At 68.2% G+C, this 17,813-nt stretch carries 15 protein-coding genes and 1 tRNA gene; 9 read left to right on the forward strand and 7 right to left on the reverse strand.

Features of this window, described 5'->3' with window-relative positions; translation table 11 throughout:
- Nucleotides 1-193: 193 nt before the first annotated feature.
- Nucleotides 194-3,205 carry a glycoside hydrolase family 3 C-terminal domain-containing protein gene (locus tag ACFX43_RS01650; RefSeq protein ID WP_378816201.1) on the reverse strand — a complete coding sequence of 1,004 codons (3,012 nt, stop codon included), beginning with the start codon at nucleotides 3,203-3,205 and terminating at the stop codon, nucleotides 194-196.
- 231 nt (nucleotides 3,206-3,436) lie between these two features.
- On the opposite strand from ACFX43_RS01650, the gene ACFX43_RS01655 reads away from it, so the two are divergent.
- A complete protein-coding gene (locus ACFX43_RS01655; protein WP_378816204.1) occupies nucleotides 3,437-4,441 on the forward strand; it encodes a LacI family DNA-binding transcriptional regulator in 1,005 nt (334 codons plus the stop codon).
- A gap of 79 nt (nucleotides 4,442-4,520) precedes the next feature.
- Here the strand turns inward: ACFX43_RS01655 and ACFX43_RS01660 are convergent.
- Nucleotides 4,521-4,607 (reverse strand) — tRNA-Leu (locus ACFX43_RS01660).
- 244 nt (nucleotides 4,608-4,851) lie between these two features.
- On the opposite strand from ACFX43_RS01660, the gene ACFX43_RS01665 reads away from it, so the two are divergent.
- The 7 genes from ACFX43_RS01665 to pknB are packed head-to-tail and all read left to right on the forward strand — an operon-like array spanning nucleotide 4,852 to nucleotide 13,601.
- Nucleotides 4,852-5,559: a DUF3662 and FHA domain-containing protein gene (locus ACFX43_RS01665; protein WP_045550788.1), complete on the forward strand. Its 708-nt coding sequence runs from the start codon at nucleotides 4,852-4,854 to the stop codon at nucleotides 5,557-5,559.
- Nucleotides 5,556-6,038 carry an FHA domain-containing protein gene (locus ACFX43_RS01670; protein ID WP_141802030.1) on the forward strand — a complete coding sequence of 161 codons (483 nt, stop codon included), beginning with the start codon at nucleotides 5,556-5,558 and terminating at the stop codon, nucleotides 6,036-6,038. Before ACFX43_RS01665 ends, ACFX43_RS01670 begins: the two co-directional genes overlap by 4 nt.
- Nucleotides 6,035-7,369 (forward strand): PP2C family protein-serine/threonine phosphatase, encoded by a 1,335-nt coding sequence (locus tag ACFX43_RS01675; RefSeq protein ID WP_378816210.1) that lies wholly within the window; start codon nucleotides 6,035-6,037, stop codon nucleotides 7,367-7,369. Before ACFX43_RS01670 ends, ACFX43_RS01675 begins: the two co-directional genes overlap by 4 nt.
- 23 nt (nucleotides 7,370-7,392) lie before the next feature.
- Complete coding sequence (locus tag ACFX43_RS01680; RefSeq protein WP_378816213.1) at nucleotides 7,393-8,796, forward strand: FtsW/RodA/SpoVE family cell cycle protein; 1,404 nt, start codon at nucleotides 7,393-7,395, stop codon at nucleotides 8,794-8,796.
- On the forward strand, nucleotides 8,793-10,259 hold the full coding sequence (locus tag ACFX43_RS01685) for a peptidoglycan D,D-transpeptidase FtsI family protein (protein WP_378816215.1): 1,467 nt from the start codon (nucleotides 8,793-8,795) through the stop codon (nucleotides 10,257-10,259). The genes ACFX43_RS01680 and ACFX43_RS01685 overlap by 4 nt, the downstream gene beginning before the upstream one ends.
- Nucleotides 10,256-11,800 carry a serine/threonine protein kinase gene (locus tag ACFX43_RS01690; protein ID WP_378816218.1) on the forward strand — a complete coding sequence of 515 codons (1,545 nt, stop codon included), beginning with the start codon at nucleotides 10,256-10,258 and terminating at the stop codon, nucleotides 11,798-11,800. Before ACFX43_RS01685 ends, ACFX43_RS01690 begins: the two co-directional genes overlap by 4 nt.
- Entirely contained in the window at nucleotides 11,793-13,601 is a 1,809-nt protein-coding gene (pknB, locus tag ACFX43_RS01695; RefSeq protein ID WP_378816221.1) for a Stk1 family PASTA domain-containing Ser/Thr kinase, read from the forward strand. The genes ACFX43_RS01690 and pknB overlap by 8 nt, the downstream gene beginning before the upstream one ends.
- A gap of 26 nt (nucleotides 13,602-13,627) precedes the next feature.
- Here the strand turns inward: pknB and ACFX43_RS01700 are convergent, their stop codons facing one another.
- A complete protein-coding gene (locus ACFX43_RS01700; protein WP_378816224.1) occupies nucleotides 13,628-14,356 on the reverse strand; it encodes a DUF881 domain-containing protein in 729 nt (242 codons plus the stop codon).
- A gap of 103 nt (nucleotides 14,357-14,459) precedes the next feature.
- On the opposite strand from ACFX43_RS01700, the gene ACFX43_RS01705 reads away from it, so the two are divergent.
- Entirely contained in the window at nucleotides 14,460-14,921 is a 462-nt protein-coding gene (locus ACFX43_RS01705; protein ID WP_378816227.1) for a cell division protein CrgA, read from the forward strand.
- A gap of 144 nt (nucleotides 14,922-15,065) precedes the next feature.
- Here ACFX43_RS01705 and ACFX43_RS01710 read toward each other — a convergent pair whose 3' ends face one another.
- The 4 genes from ACFX43_RS01710 to ACFX43_RS01725 form a co-directional block, all read right to left on the reverse strand.
- Nucleotides 15,066-15,872, reverse strand: a complete 807-nt coding sequence (locus tag ACFX43_RS01710; protein WP_378816229.1) for a rhomboid family intramembrane serine protease — start codon at nucleotides 15,870-15,872, stop codon at nucleotides 15,066-15,068.
- Nucleotides 15,873-15,977: 105 nt separating this feature from the next.
- Nucleotides 15,978-16,487 carry a peptidylprolyl isomerase gene (locus ACFX43_RS01715; RefSeq protein WP_378816232.1) on the reverse strand — a complete coding sequence of 170 codons (510 nt, stop codon included), beginning with the start codon at nucleotides 16,485-16,487 and terminating at the stop codon, nucleotides 15,978-15,980.
- 122 nt (nucleotides 16,488-16,609) lie between these two features.
- The gene (locus tag ACFX43_RS01720; protein ID WP_378816235.1) at nucleotides 16,610-16,936 is read right to left on the reverse strand and encodes a DUF3817 domain-containing protein; all 327 of its coding nucleotides are present in this window, start codon (nucleotides 16,934-16,936) and stop codon (nucleotides 16,610-16,612) included.
- A complete protein-coding gene (locus tag ACFX43_RS01725) occupies nucleotides 16,933-17,793 on the reverse strand; it encodes an SURF1 family protein (protein WP_378816238.1) in 861 nt (286 codons plus the stop codon). The genes ACFX43_RS01720 and ACFX43_RS01725 overlap by 4 nt, the downstream gene beginning before the upstream one ends.
- Nucleotides 17,794-17,813 lie beyond the last annotated feature (20 nt).

Here is a 17,813-nt window from a genome sequence, read left to right on the forward strand (position 1 = left end):
CCGAGCGTGAGGGTCGGGGCGGTTCGGCATCGCAATGGCTCCAGACTTCGATGGGGTACACACCGAGCGTCGCAATCAACCGCGCGCGACACGTCACCCTTACTGGGTGAACGTCTACGGTCGCACCGCGACGAGAACCGCCCGACCCCGCCAGCGGAGGGGCCGGGCGGTCGCCCGAACGTCGGGAGCCGACTCAGGAGACGGAGAACGTGGCGACCCGGACACCCGGGCTGAGCACGAGGTAGACGTCGCGCACACCCGAGACATCTGCGCGCAGCGTGTCGACGCTCACCTCGGTGTAGTCGTACTCTCCCCCGGTCGCGGCTACCGACGCGCTCGCCAGCAGCTGCCCGGTCGGCGAGCCGAGCCGCACCTGGAGCGTGCCGGCACCCTGGGTCTCCTTCGCCACTGAGGCCGTGAACTTCGTCGGCCGGTCGAGCCCGGAGGCTGCGAACTTCACCCAGGCCTGCTGGTCTCCAGCCGCGACGGAGGTGCCACGCTCCTTGGTGGTAGGGACCAGCAGCGCGTCGTCGTAGTCGTCGAAGTTCTCGGCGTTCGTCGCGACCGCCAGGTCCCGGGGCGGGATCACCTCACCGGTCACGCGCACGGCGGTGGTCTGCCGGATGTCCTCCGCGGAGGATCCCACCATCAGGTCGTAGGTCGACCGCTCGACCGCCCACCGTTCCCGAGTGACGTCCCAGTGCGCCAGCTGGTCGGCGTCGATCCGGAAGCGGACTGTGCGTGTCCGGCCCGGTGCCAGTGTCACCCGGCTGAAGTCCTCGAGCTCTTGCAGCGGGCGGGCCGTCCGGGACGTCCGCTGGTGGCTGTAGAGCTGGACGACCTCCGCGCCCGCTCGGGACCCGGTGTTCTTGACGTCCACGGTCACCGTGACCTTCCCGTTCTTGCCGACCCGCTTCGAGTCGACCCGCAGGTTGGAGTAGCGGAAGTCGGTGTAGGACAGGCCGTGCCCGAACGGATATCCCGGCTCCCCGTCGAAGTAGAGGTAGGTCTGGCCGGTCTTGACGATGTCGTAGTCGAAGACGTCCTGGGGGAGGTCTGCGTCGGAGCCGTACCACGTCTGGGTGAGGCGGCCCGAAGGGTTGCTGTCACCGAAGAGGGTGGCAGCGACCGCGTTGCCCGTCTCCGAGCCGGCGTGCGTGGTCCACAGGAATGCGCCCGGGTCTTCCTCCACCGTCACGGGATAGCTGGACTCCAGGACCACGGCGGTCCGGGGGTTGGCCTGCTGCACCGCGTCGAGGAGGTCCTGCTGGCTACCGCCGAGCGCCATGCTGGCCCGGTCGTGGATCTCCCGTCCGTAGACGAACGGGTTGCTGCCCACCACGGCCACGACGACGTCAGCCTCGGCGGCTGCCTCGGCGGCCTCCGCGGCGCCGTCGCGAATGACCTCCCTCTCGAACCGGGCGGCCTGGTCCTTGGTGCCGGTGCCGACGGTGCCGTCCGCGGCGACGGTGACGTAGTTGCCGAGTGACCACCAGCTCTCATCGGTCTCGTAGCCGACGTACCGGAGCAGGACGGTTCCGTCGGGCTGCTCCTCGAACTCGAACTGCTGCGGGACGTACCAGCCGGTCGGGGTGGTGGCACTCGTGTTGAACGGCCCGAAGTTGCCGGTGAGGTAGCGGCCGTTGCCCGCATTGCGCAGGGTGGCCACGTCGGCCATCCACTCGTTCACATCCCACTGGGCGGCTTCACCGGGCTCACCCTGGGTCCCGACGACCTCGTCCGTGCTGCCGGTTCCGGTGGCGCTGAGGTAGCGCCCGCTGGTCATGTCACGCAGGGCGACCCGGTCGAGGCCCTCCACGCCGGTGACGACCGCGCGATCGCCGAGGCGTTCCCGGATCCCGTCGAGCGGCGTCACTTCGTAGGGCAGTGTGCCGCCGTACCAGTCGGTGAACAGCGTGTCTGCGAGCGGGCCGACGACGGCCACCTTCTTCGTCTTCTTCGGGTTGAGCGGGAGCAGGTCGTCGTCGTTGCGGAGCAGCACGACCGCCTCCTCGGCAGCCTGCCTGTTGAGGCGCCGGTGGGCCGGGCTGTTGAGGACGTCCGGCGAGGTTCCGGCGTACGGGCCGCCATCGGGGTCGAAGTGGCCGAGCCGGCAGCGGATCGTCAGCACGCGAGTGACCGCCCGATCGACGTCGGCTTCGGTGATCAGGTCCCGAGCGAGGGCGTCCTTGAGCGTCGCGATCATCGGGTTGGTGTCGCTGCTGTCGACGACGAAGGAGTCGAGGCCCGCCTTGAGCACGTTGGCGTAGGCCACCGTCTCATCGTCGTAGAAGTGCTGGGTCTGGGTCACCGCGTGAGGTCCCCACGCGTCACTCATGTTGTAGAGCGTCTCGTCGGTCCAGGAGCGCACGTCCTCGTTGAGGGCGCGGTCCACGTGTGTGGGGCGGCCGTTGACCTCGTTGTACGAGGCCATCACGCCGGTCGCCGCGTCGGCTTCGATGGCCGGTTTGAAGGCGGCGTACTCGTACTCGTGACGAAGCTGCGCACGGACGTTGGACGAGCTGGCGCTGCGGTCGGTCTCGTTGTTGTAGGCGTAGAAGTGCTTGAGCAACGGCGCGGTCTTGAGGTAGGTCGGGTCGTCGCCGGAGAGGCCCTTGCCGTACGCCGTCGCCATCTCGCTGGTGAGGGTCGGGTCCTCGGAGTAGCCCTCCTCGTTACGGCCCCAGCGAGGGTCGCGGAGCAGGTTGACCACCGGCGCCCAGAGCTGGAGCCCCCAAAGCCTGGGGTTCAGTGTGTTGTAGGCGCGGGCCTCGTCACCGACAGCCGAGCCGACACGGCGCATGAGGCTGGGGTTCCACGTGCTGGCAAGGCCGACGGCCTGAGGGAAGACGGTCGCGCGATCCGCGAGCACCTGGTTCCAGCCGTTGTCGATGTCGTTGGACCAGGCGACCCCGTGCAGCGCCTCGGTGCCGGCCTTGAAGTAGGGGATGTCCAGGCGCGGGATGGCGACCTGGGACTGGTGGAGCAGTGACAGCTTCTCGTCCAGCGTCAGCCGGCCCAGCAGGTCGTCGACCCGCTGGTCGACCGGAAGATCCGGGTTGCGGAAGGGCATGTCGTCGAGGTCCTGGCTCGCCACCATGGGGGCAGCGGCGGTGGGCGCAGGCGTGGTCATCACAGGAAGCAGGATCAGGGAGGCTGCGAGGACGGCTATCAGGCACCGGCGACGGGGCGTCAGTCGACTCATTTTCTCTCCTTGGGGGAATGCGCCGACGCCCGGTGCGACGACACTGCTCATCGAAACGCTTCGACGATTCAAAGGTAGAGAACGGCTTTGAGTGTGTCAACGGTCACATTTGCCCTTCCCTGGCAGTCCCGACGGTCGAAGGCATCTGGCACGATGAAGGAGCAGAATTCGACGAAGCGGTTCGACGAGCGATTCGATGACCCGGCGGAATGAGGCTCAGGAGGAGGCGCCATGACCACGATCGTCGACGTCGCGAAGGCAGCCGGCGTCTCGGTCAGCACCGTGTCGTACGCGCTGAGCGGCAGGCGGCCCATCTCCGCCGCGACCCGTGAGCGGATCCAGGCCGCGATCGATGAGCTCGGATACCGCCCGCACGCGGGCGCGCGCTCACTCGCCAGCCGGCAGACACGAGTGATGGCACTGGCTGCGCCGCTGCGCACCGATCTCTACGTGCCCGTGATCATGGAGTTCGTTGCGGCCGTGGCCACAGCCGCACGCGCCCATGACCACGACGTCCTGCTGCTGATGAACGACGAGGGCCCGGCTGGGCTCGAGCGGGTCGCCGGCGGTTCGATGGTCGACGCCTTCGTGGTGATGGACGTCGCCACGAACGACCCCCGGTTGTCCGTCCTGCGTCGGCTCAGCGAGCCCACCGTGCTCATCGGGCTGCCGGCCCGGGCCGACGGCCTCAGCTGTGTCGACCTCGACTGGGAGGCGACCGGCCGGCTGGCGGTGCAGCACTTGGTGGACCACGGTCACGCCGCCGTCGCGCTCGTCGGACCGCCGCCGGCCGCCTACGAGCGGGGAACGACCTACGCGCATCGATTTCGCACCGGCTTCGAGGTTGCTGCAGCCGAGGCCGGGATCCGCAGTCTTGCCGTCCCCTGCGAGCCGAGCCATGACGGGCTCACGGCCAGCCTGGCGCGGATCGACACCGAACAGCCGGACACCACGGGCTTCGTGGTGCACAACGAACCTGTCGTGGGGACCTTGCTCCACGCTCTTAGCGCTTCAGGACGCGAAGTGCCGGACGACGTGTCGGTCGTCGCGGTCGGACCGCACGAGCTGGCCGAGGGTCCGGCGGTCAGGCTCACCTCGATCGGCATCCCGGCCGACGAGATCGGCGCACTGGCCGTGGAGATGGCGGCCGATCTCCTCGCCGGCCGCAGCCCACATACCAGGCTCGTGGCCCCGCGCCTGGTCGAGCGCGACAGCTGCGGACCCGCGCGGGCGTGACACCTGCAGTCAAGCATCCAGTCGAGCCGTCCGAAAACGACTGAGCCCCGGATCCGAGGAACCGGGGCTTCGTCTGTGGTGGTGCGCGAGGGGGGAGTTGAACCCCCACGTCCTTTCGGACACACGGACCTGAACCGTGCGCGTCTGCCTATTCCGCCACTCGCGCGTGCAGCAGAGGAAACGTTAGCCCACGGGCGCCCGCCGACCCAAAACGACGGCACCCCGCTCGCCTTGACGCTGGTGGTCACCCGATCGTGGGAGGATCGAAACCACGCAGAATGCGGGAAGTGGCAGATCCCCTAGGGTGCACCGATACGATCGGGCCGAATCCCGGGGACCACTATGCCCGTACGCGACTGACCACCCACCCCGACCGGCCCACCCCCGGCACCTGAGAGGAGCGCAACAACGTGAGCGGCCTGCAGAAGTTCGAGCAGAAGTTGGAGCAGCTCATCTCAGGCGCTTTCGCCAAGGCGTTCCGGTCCGAGGTGAAGTCGGTGGAGATCGTCGCCGCGCTCCAGCGCGAGATCGACAACAACGCCCAGGTACTCAGCCGCCAGCGGCGCCTGGTCCCCAACGACTTCTTCGTGGAGCTGTCCTCCAGCGACCTGAGCAAGCTGGAGTCCTACGGACCCCACCTCAAGGAAGAGCTGAAGCGCCAGCTGATGGACCACGCCGAGGCGCAGGGTTTCGTCTTCCCAGGCCGCGTGAGCATCGAGTTCGGCGAGGCGAAGGACCTGACGATCGGCCGGTTCCGGGTGCGCAGCCGCGCCCAGGCGGCCGTCTCAGGCGCCGACATGAGCGACACCCAGGTCAGCCGCGCGCAGGCCTACCTGGAGATCAACGGCACCCGGCACCCGCTCCACGGCAACCTCGTCGTCGGACGGGGCACCGACGCCGACCTGCGCATCAACGACCCGGGCATCAGCCGCCGCCACATCGAGTTCCGCTCGAAGCAGGCCGGCGACCGTGTGCGCGTCGAGGTCTATGACCTCGGCTCGACCAACGGCATGCTGGTCAACGGGCAGAAGATGGCGAGTGCCACCTTGGACGACGGCTCTCAGGTGCGCATCGGCACCACCGTCATCACCGCGCATATCGTGGAGGAGCGCCGTTGAGCGAGCTGACTCTGTTTCTGATCCGGGTCGCTTATCTGGCGATCCTGTGGATCTTCGTGCTGGCCGCGTTGTCGGTGATCCGCTCCGACATGTTCGGCGCGCGGGTCACCAACGCCTCGGCGGGCGGCCAGCCCGCGGCCCCGCCTGCCCGCGGCAAGGCTGCCGCGGCGAGGGCACCGCGGCGCGGCGTACCCACGCATGTGGCCGTCACCACCGGCTCCAACGCCGGTGTGACCGTGCCTCTCTCGCAGGCCCCCATCGTCATCGGCCGCGGCAGCGATGCCGCGATCATCCTCGATGACGACTACGCCTCTACCCGCCACGCCCGGATCGCCGTCTCCGGCGACCAGTGGTTCGTGGAGGACCTCGGATCGACCAATGGCACCTACATCGGGTCCGTCCGGATCAATCAGCCGACCGCCATCTCTCTCGGGACCCAGGTGCGGATCGGTAAAACAATCCTGGAGCTGCGCAAGTGACCGCTGCGACCGACCCCACCCCCGACCCCTCTCCTAGCCCCGGCTCTGCCGACGGACGACCCTTCCGCCTCGAGTTCGCGGCGGTCTCGGACGTCGGCCGAGTGCGCAAGGACAACCAGGACAGCGGGTACGCCGGACCCTGGCTGCTGACCGTATGCGACGGTGTCGGCGGCGCTGCCCGCGGCGACATCGCCTCCAGCACCGCCGTCCAGCAGCTGCGCAAGCTCGACGAGGAGCCGGCCCTCGGGCTGGTCGACGACGACCTGATCGGCCTGGTCTCCCACGCGCTGCACATGGCCCACGACGAGATCGGCCACCTGGTCGACCACGACCCGACGCTCAACGGCACCAGCACGACCTCGACCGTCGGTCTCTTCGACGGCTCCAAGCTGACTGTCGGCCACGTGGGCGACAGCCGCGCCTATCTACTCCGCAACGGCGCGATCCACCAGGTCACCCACGACCACACCTTCGTGCAGACGCTTCTCGACGAGGGGAGGATCACGGAGGAGGAGGCCAAGACCCACCCCCACCGCAACCTGATCCTCAAGGCCCTCGACGGCACCCGCGAGCTCGAGCCCGACCTGTTCATCGTCGACCTCGCCGCCGGCGACCGGCTGATGTTCTGCAGCGACGGTGTCTGCGGCTACGTGGACGACCCGCGGATAGCCGACATCCTGGCCACCGGCACGCCCGAGTACGCAGCCGTCGAGCTGGTCCGGGTCTCCCTCGACTCCGGCAGCACCGACAACGTGACCTGCGTGGTCGCCGACGTGGTGCCCAGCGACACCATCCCGTCCCCGGGCCTCGAGGCCCAGATGGTGGGTGCAGCGGCCGAGCTCAAGCGGAAGACCACCAAGACAGGCCAGATGACCGCCCTGTTCCGCGGTCACCGGATGGGCGACACCGGCGAGCTGGACCCGATCGACGAGGAGATCCCCGACGGCGCGATCGCCGCCGATCCGGAGGAGATGCGCTACGCGCTCCAGGCCCCGGTCAAGTATCTGAAGCTGCGCTGGGCCTTCGGGCTGCTGACCCTGCTCGGTGTCGTCTGGATCGCCGCCGCGACCGCGTTCGTCTGGTCGCAGAACCAGTGGTACATCGGCGAGCAGGAGGGCAACGTCACGATCTTCCGTGGCGTACCCACCACGATGATCGGCCTCGATCTCTCCGAGCCCTACCAGACCTCCAACCTGAAGGTCGAGGACCTGGCCGAGACGTACCAGAACCAGCTCGAGGACGGCATCCACAGCAAGGACCTGGCCGGCGCCCAGGAGAAGGTGCAGTCTCTGGCTGACCAGAGCGCCGCAGATGCAGGAAGCGGGTCATGAGCGGATTCACTCCGGCTAGCTCCATGCCCGTTTTCGTCCACCGGTCGCGGCGGGGAGCGGAGCTGGTCCTGCTGATCCTTGCCCTGGCGGTCGGGATCGGTGCGTACGCGGCGGTCGGCCTCGGCGTGCAGGAGAAGATCCCGGTCGACATCGTCGGCTACGGCACCTGGCTGGTCGCGCTCCTGGTGGCCGCCCACATCGGCGTACGTCTGCTGGCTCCGTACGCCGACCCCGTGCTGCTTCCGCTGGTGGCGATGCTCAACGGGTTCGGTCTGGCCGTCATCCACCGGCTCGACCTGGCCGCGGGGGCGAGCGAGACCGACGCCTTCGCCCGCCAGCAGCTGACCTGGATGACGATCGGCGTGGTGCTGTTCCTGATCACGCTCTTCGTGGTCCCCGACCACCGGATGCTGCAGCGGTTCACCTACACCGCCGGCCTCGGCGCGGTGGTCATGCTGATCCTGCCGATGCTCCCGATCATCGGTAAGCAGATCAACGGCGCGCGGATCTGGATCAACCTCGGGCCGGTCAGCTTCCAGCCCGGCGAGGTCGCCAAGGTGCTGCTGGTGATCTGCTTCGCCGGCTACCTGGCGGTCCACCGCGACGCCCTCGCCCTGGCGGGGCGCCGGTTCGCCGGCATCGACCTGCCCCGCGGCCGCGACCTCGGCCCGTTGCTGATGATGTGGGTGGTCAGCCTCGCGATCCTGGTGCTGCAGCGCGACCTCGGCTCCAGCCTGCTCTTCTACGGCCTCTTCGTGGTGACGCTCTACGTCGCGACCGAACGCAAGGGCTGGATCGTCGTCGGCGGGCTGCTCTTCGCGGGTGGCGTCTTCGCCGCGATCAGCCTGTTCAGCCATGTCCGCGTCCGCGTGCTGACCTGGCTGAACCCGTTCGAGTACTTCCCGGCGGACGCCAACGGCACCTCCTCGGAGCAGCTGGTCCAGGGCCTGTTCGGGATGGCCTGGGGCGGCATGATCGGACGTGGCTTCGGCTCCGGCCAGCCCTGGCGGATCCCCTACGCCAACTCCGACTTCATCATCCCGGCGATCGGCGAGGAGCTCGGTCTGACCGCGCTCCTGGCGCTGCTGCTCTGCTACGGCCTGATCGTCGAGCGCGGCCTGCGCACGGCGATCGTCGCCCGCGACGACTTCGGCAAGCTGCTCTCCGTCGGCCTGGCCACCTCGATCGCTCTGCAGACCTTCGTGGTCGTCGGCGGCGTGACCGGGCTCATCCCGCTGACTGGTCTGACCACACCGTTCCTCTCGTATGGTGGATCTTCGCTGGTCGCCAACTGGGTGATCGTGGCCCTGCTGTTGCGCGTCTCGGACCAGTCCCGCCGTCCATTGCCGACGGCGCCGTCCGATGAAGATCTCGCCGCTGAGGAGACCCAGATCGTCAAGCTCGACAAAGGGGCGATGAACAAGTGAACCGCCCCATCCGCACTCTGAGTGTCGGCTGCCTGATCCTGTTCGTGGCGCTGATGCTCAACGTGACATACGTCCAGTTCTTCAAGGCCAGCTGGTACAACAACCGAGCCGACAACCGGCGGGTCACCGAAGAGGCCTACTCGCAGCAGCGCGGCGACATCCTGGTCGGCAAGCGGGCGATCGCCACCAGCAAGCCGAGCGACGACACGTTCGAGTGGCAGCGCACCTACCCCGGCGGCAAGAAGTACGCCCCGATCACGGGTTTCATGTCCTTCTCCTTCGGCCAGACCGGGATCGAGAGATCCCAGGACTCGGTGCTGTCGGGCAAGGACAACAAGCTCTTCACCAACCGCCTGGTCGACCTGGTCACCAACTCCGAGCCGGCCGGCGGCAACGTCGAGCTGACCATCGACCCGAAGGTCCAGGACGCTGCGTACGAGGGCCTGACCGCCCTCGGCGAGGACGTCCAGGCGGCGGCGGTGGCGATCGAGCCGAAGACCGGCCGGATCCTTGCGATGGCCTCCACCCCGACCTTCAACCCGGATCGGGTGGCGACCAACGACATCGGCGCCGCGCAGAAGGCCTACAACCAGCTCTCGAAGGACGACGACGAGCCGCTGCTCAACCGCTCCATCCAGACCGCGCTGCCGCCGGGATCGACCTTCAAGCTGGTCACCGCCGCGGCCGCGATCGAGAACCTCGGCATGGACGGCAACAGCAAGGTCTACGGCGGCGCCTCGCTCGACCTACCCGGCACCGACACCGACCTGCCCAACCTCAACGGCACCAGCTGCGGCGGCGAGGAGATCACCCTCACCCGCGCTCTCGAGGTCTCCTGCAACACCGCCTTCGGTTCGCTCGGGATGCAGCTCTCCGACGAGGAGATGCAGGAGCAGGCCGAGGGGTTCGGGTTCGGCCAGGACTACCTCGACGACATCGGCCCGTTGGCGAAGAGCCAGTACCCCGCCAACGACGGCAAGGCCGAGCAGGCCCGTGCCGCGATCGGTCAGCAGAGCGTGATCGCGACCCCGCTGCAGATGGCGATGGTCTCGGCAGGCATCGCGAACGGGGGCGAGGTCATGAAGCCCTACCTCGTCGACCGGGTCACGTCCTCATCGCTCGACGTCATCGACCAGGGCAACCCGACCACGATCGACAACCAGCCTGCGGTCTCGCAGGACACCGCCGAGATCCTGACCCAGATGATGGTCAGCACCGTCGACAACGGCACCGCCGAGGCGGCGGCCATCGACGGCGTGAGCGTCGCCGGCAAGACCGGCACCGCACAGACCACGCCGGACAAGCCGCCGTACGCCTGGTTCACCTCGTTCGCCCCGGCGGAGAACCCGTCCATCGCGGTCGCCGTGATGGTCCAGAAGAGCGGCACCGAACGCAGCGAGATCGCCGGCGGACGGCTGGGCGGCCCAATCGCGAAGGCCATGATGGAGGCAGCGATCTCATGAGTCGTTACGTATTCCACGAGCTCATCGGCACCGGCGGGATGGGCGAGGTGTGGCGGGCGACTGACACGACCCTCAACCGCGAGGTCGCGATCAAGCTCCTCAAGCCCGAGCACGCCGAGGACCCGATCGGCCGCTCCCGGTTCGAGTCCGAGGCGAAGCATGCCGCGGCGCTCCACCACCCCAACGTGGTGGCCGTCTACGACGTCGGCGAGATGCCGACCGCCTCCGGCCTGATGCGACCGTTCCTGGTGATGGAGCTGGTCGACCACAAGCCGCTCTCCGAGCTGCTCCGTGACGGCCGTCCGCTGGCCCCCGAGGTCGTACGCGACCTCCTCGGTCAGGCCGGCGACGCGCTGGCCGCCGCACACCGAGCCGGCATCGTCCACCGCGACGTCAAACCCGCCAACCTCCTGGTCACCCCGCAGCGCAAGGTGAAGGTCACCGACTTCGGCATCGCCCGAGCCCAGGCGTCGACCGGCATCACCGGCACCGGCCAGGTGATGGGCACGCCTCAGTACCTCAGCCCCGAGCAGGCGCGCGGCGAGAAGGCCACCCCGGCCTCCGACGTCTACTCCCTCGGCGTGGTCGCCTTCGAGTGCCTGGCTGGCTACCGGCCGTTCCAGAAGGAGACCCCGGTCGCGACCGCGATCGCCCACCTGCACGACCCGGTCCCGCCGCTGCCCGACCACGTCCCGGCCGATCTGGCCGCGATCGTGATGCGGAGCCTGCAGAAGGACCCGTCCCTCCGCTACGCCGACGCGGCCGCGTTCACCAGCGCGATGATCGGTCACGGTGCCACCGACCCGGACGCGGATGCCACCACCGTGGTCGCCGCGGCGCCCGGCGACGCGACCGCGACCTCGGTCATGGACCCGGTGCCCTCGCCCACTCAGAACTACGTCGGCATGCAGGGCGCCGCAGGCGGTCCCGAGGGCCCGCCGCCGCCTCGCTACCAGGACCCGTACGACCGTTACGACGAGGACGACGAGCAGAAGCCCTGGTACAAGAAGCCGTTCAACATCGTCGTCATCCTGATGCTCGTGGCCGTCATCGTCGCGATCATCTGGATCATCTCGACCCTCGCGGCGGATCCGAAGACCCCGCCGGCCAACGACACGTCCACCACTCCTTCGGCCTCTCCCACTCCCACGCCGTCGGAGGAGCCGGAGGAGGAGCCGAAGGCCGTCGAGATCAACGAGGACGACTACGTCGGCCGCAACGTCGATGAGGTGCGCTCCGAGCTGGACGACCTCGGTCTGAAGGTCAAAGTGGCCGTCCAGGACAACGACGGCAGCAACGAGCCCGACACGGTCGCCGGCCTCGACCCGACCCGCAACCTCTACGAGGGCGACCCCATCACCATCCGCTACTACGGCGAGCGCCCCGTGGTCGAGCAGCCTCCCGCCCAGGAGGAGCCCGACGAGGAAGAGCCCGACGTGGAGGAGCCGACCGACGGAGAATCCTCCGACTGGGGCATCCCGGAGCTCCCCGGCGACGAGACTGGCGGCGGCGGCAACGGCAACGGGGGCGGCAATGGCTGAGGGAGCTCTCCTGGCCGGTCGCTACGAGGTCGGCGAGCTGCTCGGCCGCGGCGGCATGGCGGAGGTCCGCAAGGGCACCGACCACCGGCTCGGCCGGGTGGTCGCGATCAAGCGCCTGCGGGTCGATCTCGCCAGCGACGCGACCTTCCAGGCGCGTTTCCGGCGCGAGGCGCAGTCCTCGGCCAAGCTCAACCACCCCTCGATCGTGTCGGTCTACGACACCGGCGAGGAGAAGTCCGACGACGGCGTCGCCCAGCCCTACATCGTGATGGAGTACGTCGCCGGCCGCACGCTGCGCGACGTACTCCGTGAGGGTCGCAAGATCCTGCCCGAGCGGGCGCTGGAGATCAGCTCCGACGTACTCAACGCTCTCGACTACAGCCACCGCAACGGGATCATCCACCGCGACATCAAGCCGGGCAACGTCATGCTGACGCCGGCCGGTGACGTGAAGGTCATGGACTTCGGCATCGCCCGGGCGCTCAACGACGCCCAGTCCACGATGACCCAGACCGCGGCCGTGGTCGGCACCGCGCAATACCTGAGCCCCGAGCAGGCCCGTGGCGAGCAGGTCGACGCCCGCTCCGACGTCTACTCGGCCGGCTGCCTCCTCTACGAGCTGCTCACCGGCCGTCCGCCGTTCGTCGGCGACTCTCCGGTCTCGGTGGCCTACCAGCACGTCCGCGAGCAGGCCCAGCCTCCCTCGGCCCACGACCCGACGCTGACCCGTGAGCTCGACGCGATCGTGATGAAGTCGCTGGCCAAGCGGGTCGAGGATCGCTACCAGTCCGCGCAGGCGATGCGCACCGACATCGAGCGCTACCTCGCCGGGCGTCCGGTCCAGGCGACCGTGCCGCCGAGCATGGACCAGACCCAGGTCGCCCAGAACCGCGCTGTTGGCGCCTATGGTGGCGACCCCACCAACGGTGGCTACTACCCGCCCCAGGACGACCGGCCCCAGGGCCCGCGCCCGTGGGTGCTCGTACTGCTCGGCCTGGTCATCATCGGCCTGATCGGGTTGGGTGCCTACTACCTGCCTGCGGCCCTCGGCCCGCAGACCACCCCGGCACCCGACGTCACCGGCCTGACCGAGCAGAAGGCGATGACCGAGCTGAGCACGGCCAAGCTGAAGGGTGAGGTCAAGCGGGAGTCGAGCGACACGGTCGCGGTCGGCGTCGTGATCTCCCAGGACCCGCCCGCCGGCCAGGACGTCGAGGAGGGCAGCACCGTCACCCTGACGGTCTCCACCGGTCCACCCAACCGGGAGATGCCCAACGTGGTCGGGATGCCGCAGAAGACGGCCAAGGACCTGCTCGAGGGCGATCCCTACAGCTTCACGGTGAAGATCGAGACGAAGGAATCCGACCAGGACAAGGGCACCGTGATCGAGTCCGACCCGGTGGACGGCGAGAGCGTGACCACCGGCAAGTCCACCGTCGTCACCCTCACCGTCTCCAAGGGCCCGAACAAGGTCCCCAACGTCGTCGGCAAGACGGCCGAGCAGGCCGAGGAGATCCTCCGCAACGCCGGCTTCAAGCCCGTACGCAAGGACGAGCCCAACACCGAGGAGCCCAAGGGCACCGTCGTCGAGCAGACGCCGGCCAAGGGCACCCCGCTCGCGCAGGACGGCGAGGTGATCATCTTCGTCTCGACGAAGGAGGAGGCCCTGCCGAGCTGTCAGACCCTGGTGCCCGGGACGGACCCGGCCAACCCGTCCGCCTCGGCCACCCAGACCGCCGAGCCGGGTGACCCGCCCACGTGTGACCCGGCGCTCCCGCCGAGCACCCCGGCAGCGCCGTAGCCCGGACGCCCGCCGAAGTCCCTGTCTCAGTCCTCCTGAGGCAGGGGCTTCGCGTATTTCACGTCGAGCAGGCCGTCGTACGCCGGAGCGGTGAGGTACGTCAGCGGCTTGAGGAACCAGCCGATCTGGACGTTGGGGTCCCGGGCGTCGGCCCGGTAGTTCTGCACGTGGTTGTCGCGGTCGATCGCGGCCTGCAGCCGGTCGGGGTCGCCGACCGCCTCGATGACGTACGGCTGGGGGTAGGGGACACCGTCGAGCTGCACCGTGCTGCCCGAGCACTTGATCCCGGTGGTGGTGATGATCCGCTTGCCGGCGATCGTGATCGCCTCGGCGCCACCTGCCCAGAGCGCGTTGACGACGGCCTGGATGTCCTGCTGGTGCACGACGAGCGAGTTCGGGTCGTCACCCGTGTAGCTCTCCTGGACCTCCGAGGGCGCGTCACCCAGCACGATCTGCATACCGGGACCGCTGTGGTCGGACGTACCGGCGGGGTCGGCCAGCCGCGCCGACTGGTGCTGCAGCTTCTTGACGTCCTTGCCGGAGACCCCACTGGTGAGCTGGTCCACCTCGCTCTGCAGGTCGGCCAGCTGGGCCTCGAGCCGGTTGTAGCGGAACCGCTCGCCGTCGACGAGCGTCGCCAGGTCCTCATAGCGGCCCGGACGCAGGTCGGTGCCGTCGGCGTTGACGAAACTCACCGCGAGCAGGCCGCCGCAGAGCAGCACCACGATGGGCGTACCAAGCCTCCAAGAGGTCACGCGGGACCAGCGCTTTGGTTTAGAGGTGGGGTTAGCCTGGGTTCCGGAGCTCACGACCATTAGGGTATGCGCAGCAATCACATTTGTCTGAGGAGCATCACCCGTGGCCAAGCTCAAGCTCTCGAAGAAGAGTGTTCTCGACCTTCCCAAGGAGCCGATCTTCACTCCGCGCTTCGGGGTCGCCCTGCTGCTGATCGCCCTCGGCATCGGCTGGATCGCCTACTACTACGTCGGGGTCCGCCCCAACGAGGTCGGTGGCGACTTCACCGGGCCGAAGCCGGTGCAGAAGCTCGAGGGGTGGAACTACCTGATCGGCTTCGTCCTGCTCTTCCTGGGCCTGGCCGTCGCCGCCCACCCGAAGACCCCGCTGGGCCGCGGCCGCGGCGTCGTGGTCGGCATGCTCGGCTGCTTCGTGATCGGCCTGATCTGGATCTGCGTCTTCTACGTCTTCGCCAACGACCACCTGGACAAGATCTGGGTCTTCAACGACCTGGGTCAGAAGAACCTGCTGGTCGGCATCGGCTTCATGGCGGTGGGCTTCACCTTCGCCACGAAGTGGGAGTGACCCTCTCGTTAGGCGGCGAAAGCGGCGCAAACCTTTGGTTTGCGCCGCTTTGCGTTACACGGATGTAGTTCTCCACAGGGCCATCCACACCTGTGGATTTGTCCACGCGGTGAAAACGCCCCGAAAACACCTACCGCGAAGGCGTCAGAACACCAGGATCCGTACGCCGATCATGGCAAGCAAGGCCAACGTGAAGGCACCCAGGGCAGCCCATTGCAACGGGGCCTTCCGGTCGGCCCGGAGCGAGGTGTAGATCCACGCGACGACGAGACCGCCGAAGAAGCCGCCGACGTGCCCCTGCCAGGAGATGCCGTTGCCGAAGAAGGTGATGCCCGCGTTGATCAGGAGCACCGGCAGCAGCGGGGCGAGCGACTGCCCGGCCCTGACGAAGAGCACCACCAGCACACCCAGGAGGCCGAAGATCGCGCCGGAGGCACCGACGGTCGACCCGGCGGGCGCCGACGCCCAGACCACCAGGGCGGAGCCTGCCAGGCCGGAGATCAGGTAGAAGACCAAGAACCGCAGCCGGCCCACGATCGGCTCGAGGAACGAGCCGAGCATGTAGAGCGACAGCATGTTCACGGCCAGGTGGATGATCGAGACGTGGGTGAACATCGAGGTCAGCACCTGCCAGACCGCGCCGTCGTCCACTCCTGGCATCCAGGTGTAGCCGCTCGCCCGGCAGACATCGTTCGGCACTGCGAACCCACCGTCAGGCGTGAGGCAGTAGCCCTGCAGCCTGATCGCGATGAAGTCGGCGACCCTCGACCCGGATCCACCGGTCAGGATGATGCTCAGCCAGACCAGGACGTTGACGCCGATGAGCGAGAAGGTCACCGGGAGTGCCCGGAACCCGACCCGCGCGCCGGTGAAGCGCTTGGGCTGGCGTACGGACTTGTGGCCCTCACGCACGCACTCGGGGCACTGGAAGCCGACCGAGGCGGGCGTCATGCAGTCGGGGCAGATAGGCCTGCTGCAGCGCTGACAGCGAATATGCGTCTCACGGTCGGGGTGGCGGTAGCAGACCGGCACCCCGACCGGGGTCGAGTCGGACAACTAGACGATCTCGACCGTCTCGATGACGACCGGCTCGACCGGGCGGTCCATCGCACCCGTCTTGGTGCCGGAGATCGAGTCGACGGCCTTCTTCGACTCCTCGTCGGCGACCTCACCGAAGATGGTGTGCTTGAAGTTCAGCCACGGCGCCTGGCCGGTGGTGATGAAGAACTGCGAGCCGTTGGTGCCGGGGCCGGCGTTGGCCATCGCGAGCAGGTAGGGCTTGTCGAAGGTGAGCTCGGGGTGCGGCTCGTCCTTGAAGGTGTAGCCCGGGCCGCCCGTACCGGTGCCCAGAGGGCAACCGCCCTGGATCATGAACCCTTCGATGACCCGGTGGAAGCCGAGACCGTCGTAGTAGGGAACGCCGGAGCGGCCGGCGTCGTCCGTGTACTCCTTGGTCCCCGTCGCGAGGCCGACGAAGTTGGCGACCGTCTCCGGAGCGTGGTTGGGGAACAAGGTGATCGTGATGTCACCGTGATTGGTGTGGAGGATGGCCTTCTGGTCAGCCATGACCTGCCCTTCCGACATTGGGATTGGTACGGGATGTAACTCCCCGATCCTCCCACAGTGCCGGTCGTGGGCCAGACGTCAGGAGGCCGCGCCCTGCCGCCGGTCGCTTCGCTCCCCGGCCGCTACGCGTCGGCGAGCTTGGGGGCGATCCGGGCGGCGACGCGGCGCTCCACCCAGAAGATCAGACCGGGGATCAGGCCGGCGATCATCATCAGCAGGAACTCGGGGATCGTCCAGCGGGCCTTCTGCGTCAGCAGGAAGGCGACGATCACGTAGATGATGAAGATCCAGCCGTGCGCGACCCACAGCGGCGTCATCGCTTCGCCGAAGGACTGCAGGGCGGTGCCCTCGGGGAGCAGATACTTGAACAGCGAGGAGATCGTGCCGACGAGCAGCAGCACACCCACGACGTACGCAAGCACCTTGTAGGTGCCGAACAGCTTGTTCACGCGTCTGAGCGTACGCGCAGATCCTGAGTGGTTTTCTCAGGGTCTTCTTCGCTGCCGTCGCCGGCCGCGTCTTCCTCGTCGTCGGGCCGGGGACGGAGCGTGTCGCGCACATAGCGCCACCACACGTAGATCCCGAAGACCCCGAACAGCCACCATTCGATCGCGTAGAGGAGGTTGCGCAGCCCGGTCGTGGCCTCCGGCTCGGGCAGCTGCGGTGCGGGCACGTCGGCGACGTCCGTGGCGCCGTCGTTGACCGGCATCGAGCTGGCCGGCCAGTTGCTCTCGACCGGCGAGCGCACCATGTAGGCGCTGTAGAGGTCGTAGCTGGTGCGCGAGATCAGGTCGGAGACGTCCAGCTGCGGGAAGACGTTGTCGGACTTGCGGTCGTCGGCGACGTCGGTCCAGTCGCTGGGCTGCAGCCAGCCGGTGACGGTGACGTGACCGCGCGGCGCGGGCGGTGCACTGCCGACCTCAGGGGTCCAGCCGCGAACGACGTAGACGGCCGACTCGGTGTCTTCGACGAGCACCGGTGTGACGGCCCAGAAGCCGACCTGAGAGCCTCGCTCCATCCCGTCGATGAAGATCGTCTCATCGGGCATCCAGATCCCGGAGACGGTCACGGGGCGGCCGATCTGCTCCCACGGGAAGGCGTCGTTGGGTCCGATCAGGTCGGTGAACGCCTTCGGCTTCGCGTGCACCAGCTCCGCGACCTCGTCCTGCTTGTCCTCCTGGCTGGACTGGTACTGCCACACCCCGAGCAGCACCGCGCCGGTCACGAAGATCATCACCAGCGCATGCGCACCCCACAACCTGGGGGAGAAGATGCTTCGCGGAGGGGGACTGGTCTGGGCGGCCATAGCACTCCCAGAGTACGGCC

This window comes from Nocardioides sp. YIM B13467 (genome assembly GCF_042788075.1).
Taxonomy (GTDB): domain Bacteria; phylum Actinomycetota; class Actinomycetes; order Propionibacteriales; family Nocardioidaceae; genus Nocardioides.

Coding starts and splice junctions, on each gene's coding strand:
- ACFX43_RS01715 (WP_378816232.1), bottom strand. CDS start 16,487: ATGGCTGACCAGAAGGCCATCCTCCACACCAATCACGGTGACATCACG.
- ACFX43_RS01650 (WP_378816201.1), bottom strand. CDS start 3,205: ATGAGTCGACTGACGCCCCGTCGCCGGTGCCTGATAGCCGTCCTCGCA.
- ACFX43_RS01725 (WP_378816238.1), bottom strand. CDS start 17,793: ATGGCCGCCCAGACCAGTCCCCCTCCGCGAAGCATCTTCTCCCCCAGG.
- ACFX43_RS01655 (WP_378816204.1), top strand. CDS start 3,437: ATGACCACGATCGTCGACGTCGCGAAGGCAGCCGGCGTCTCGGTCAGC.
- ACFX43_RS01690 (WP_378816218.1), top strand. CDS start 10,256: ATGAGTCGTTACGTATTCCACGAGCTCATCGGCACCGGCGGGATGGGC.
- ACFX43_RS01710 (WP_378816229.1), bottom strand. CDS start 15,872: ATGACGCCCGCCTCGGTCGGCTTCCAGTGCCCCGAGTGCGTGCGTGAG.
- ACFX43_RS01680 (WP_378816213.1), top strand. CDS start 7,393: ATGCCCGTTTTCGTCCACCGGTCGCGGCGGGGAGCGGAGCTGGTCCTG.
- pknB (WP_378816221.1), top strand. CDS start 11,793: ATGGCTGAGGGAGCTCTCCTGGCCGGTCGCTACGAGGTCGGCGAGCTG.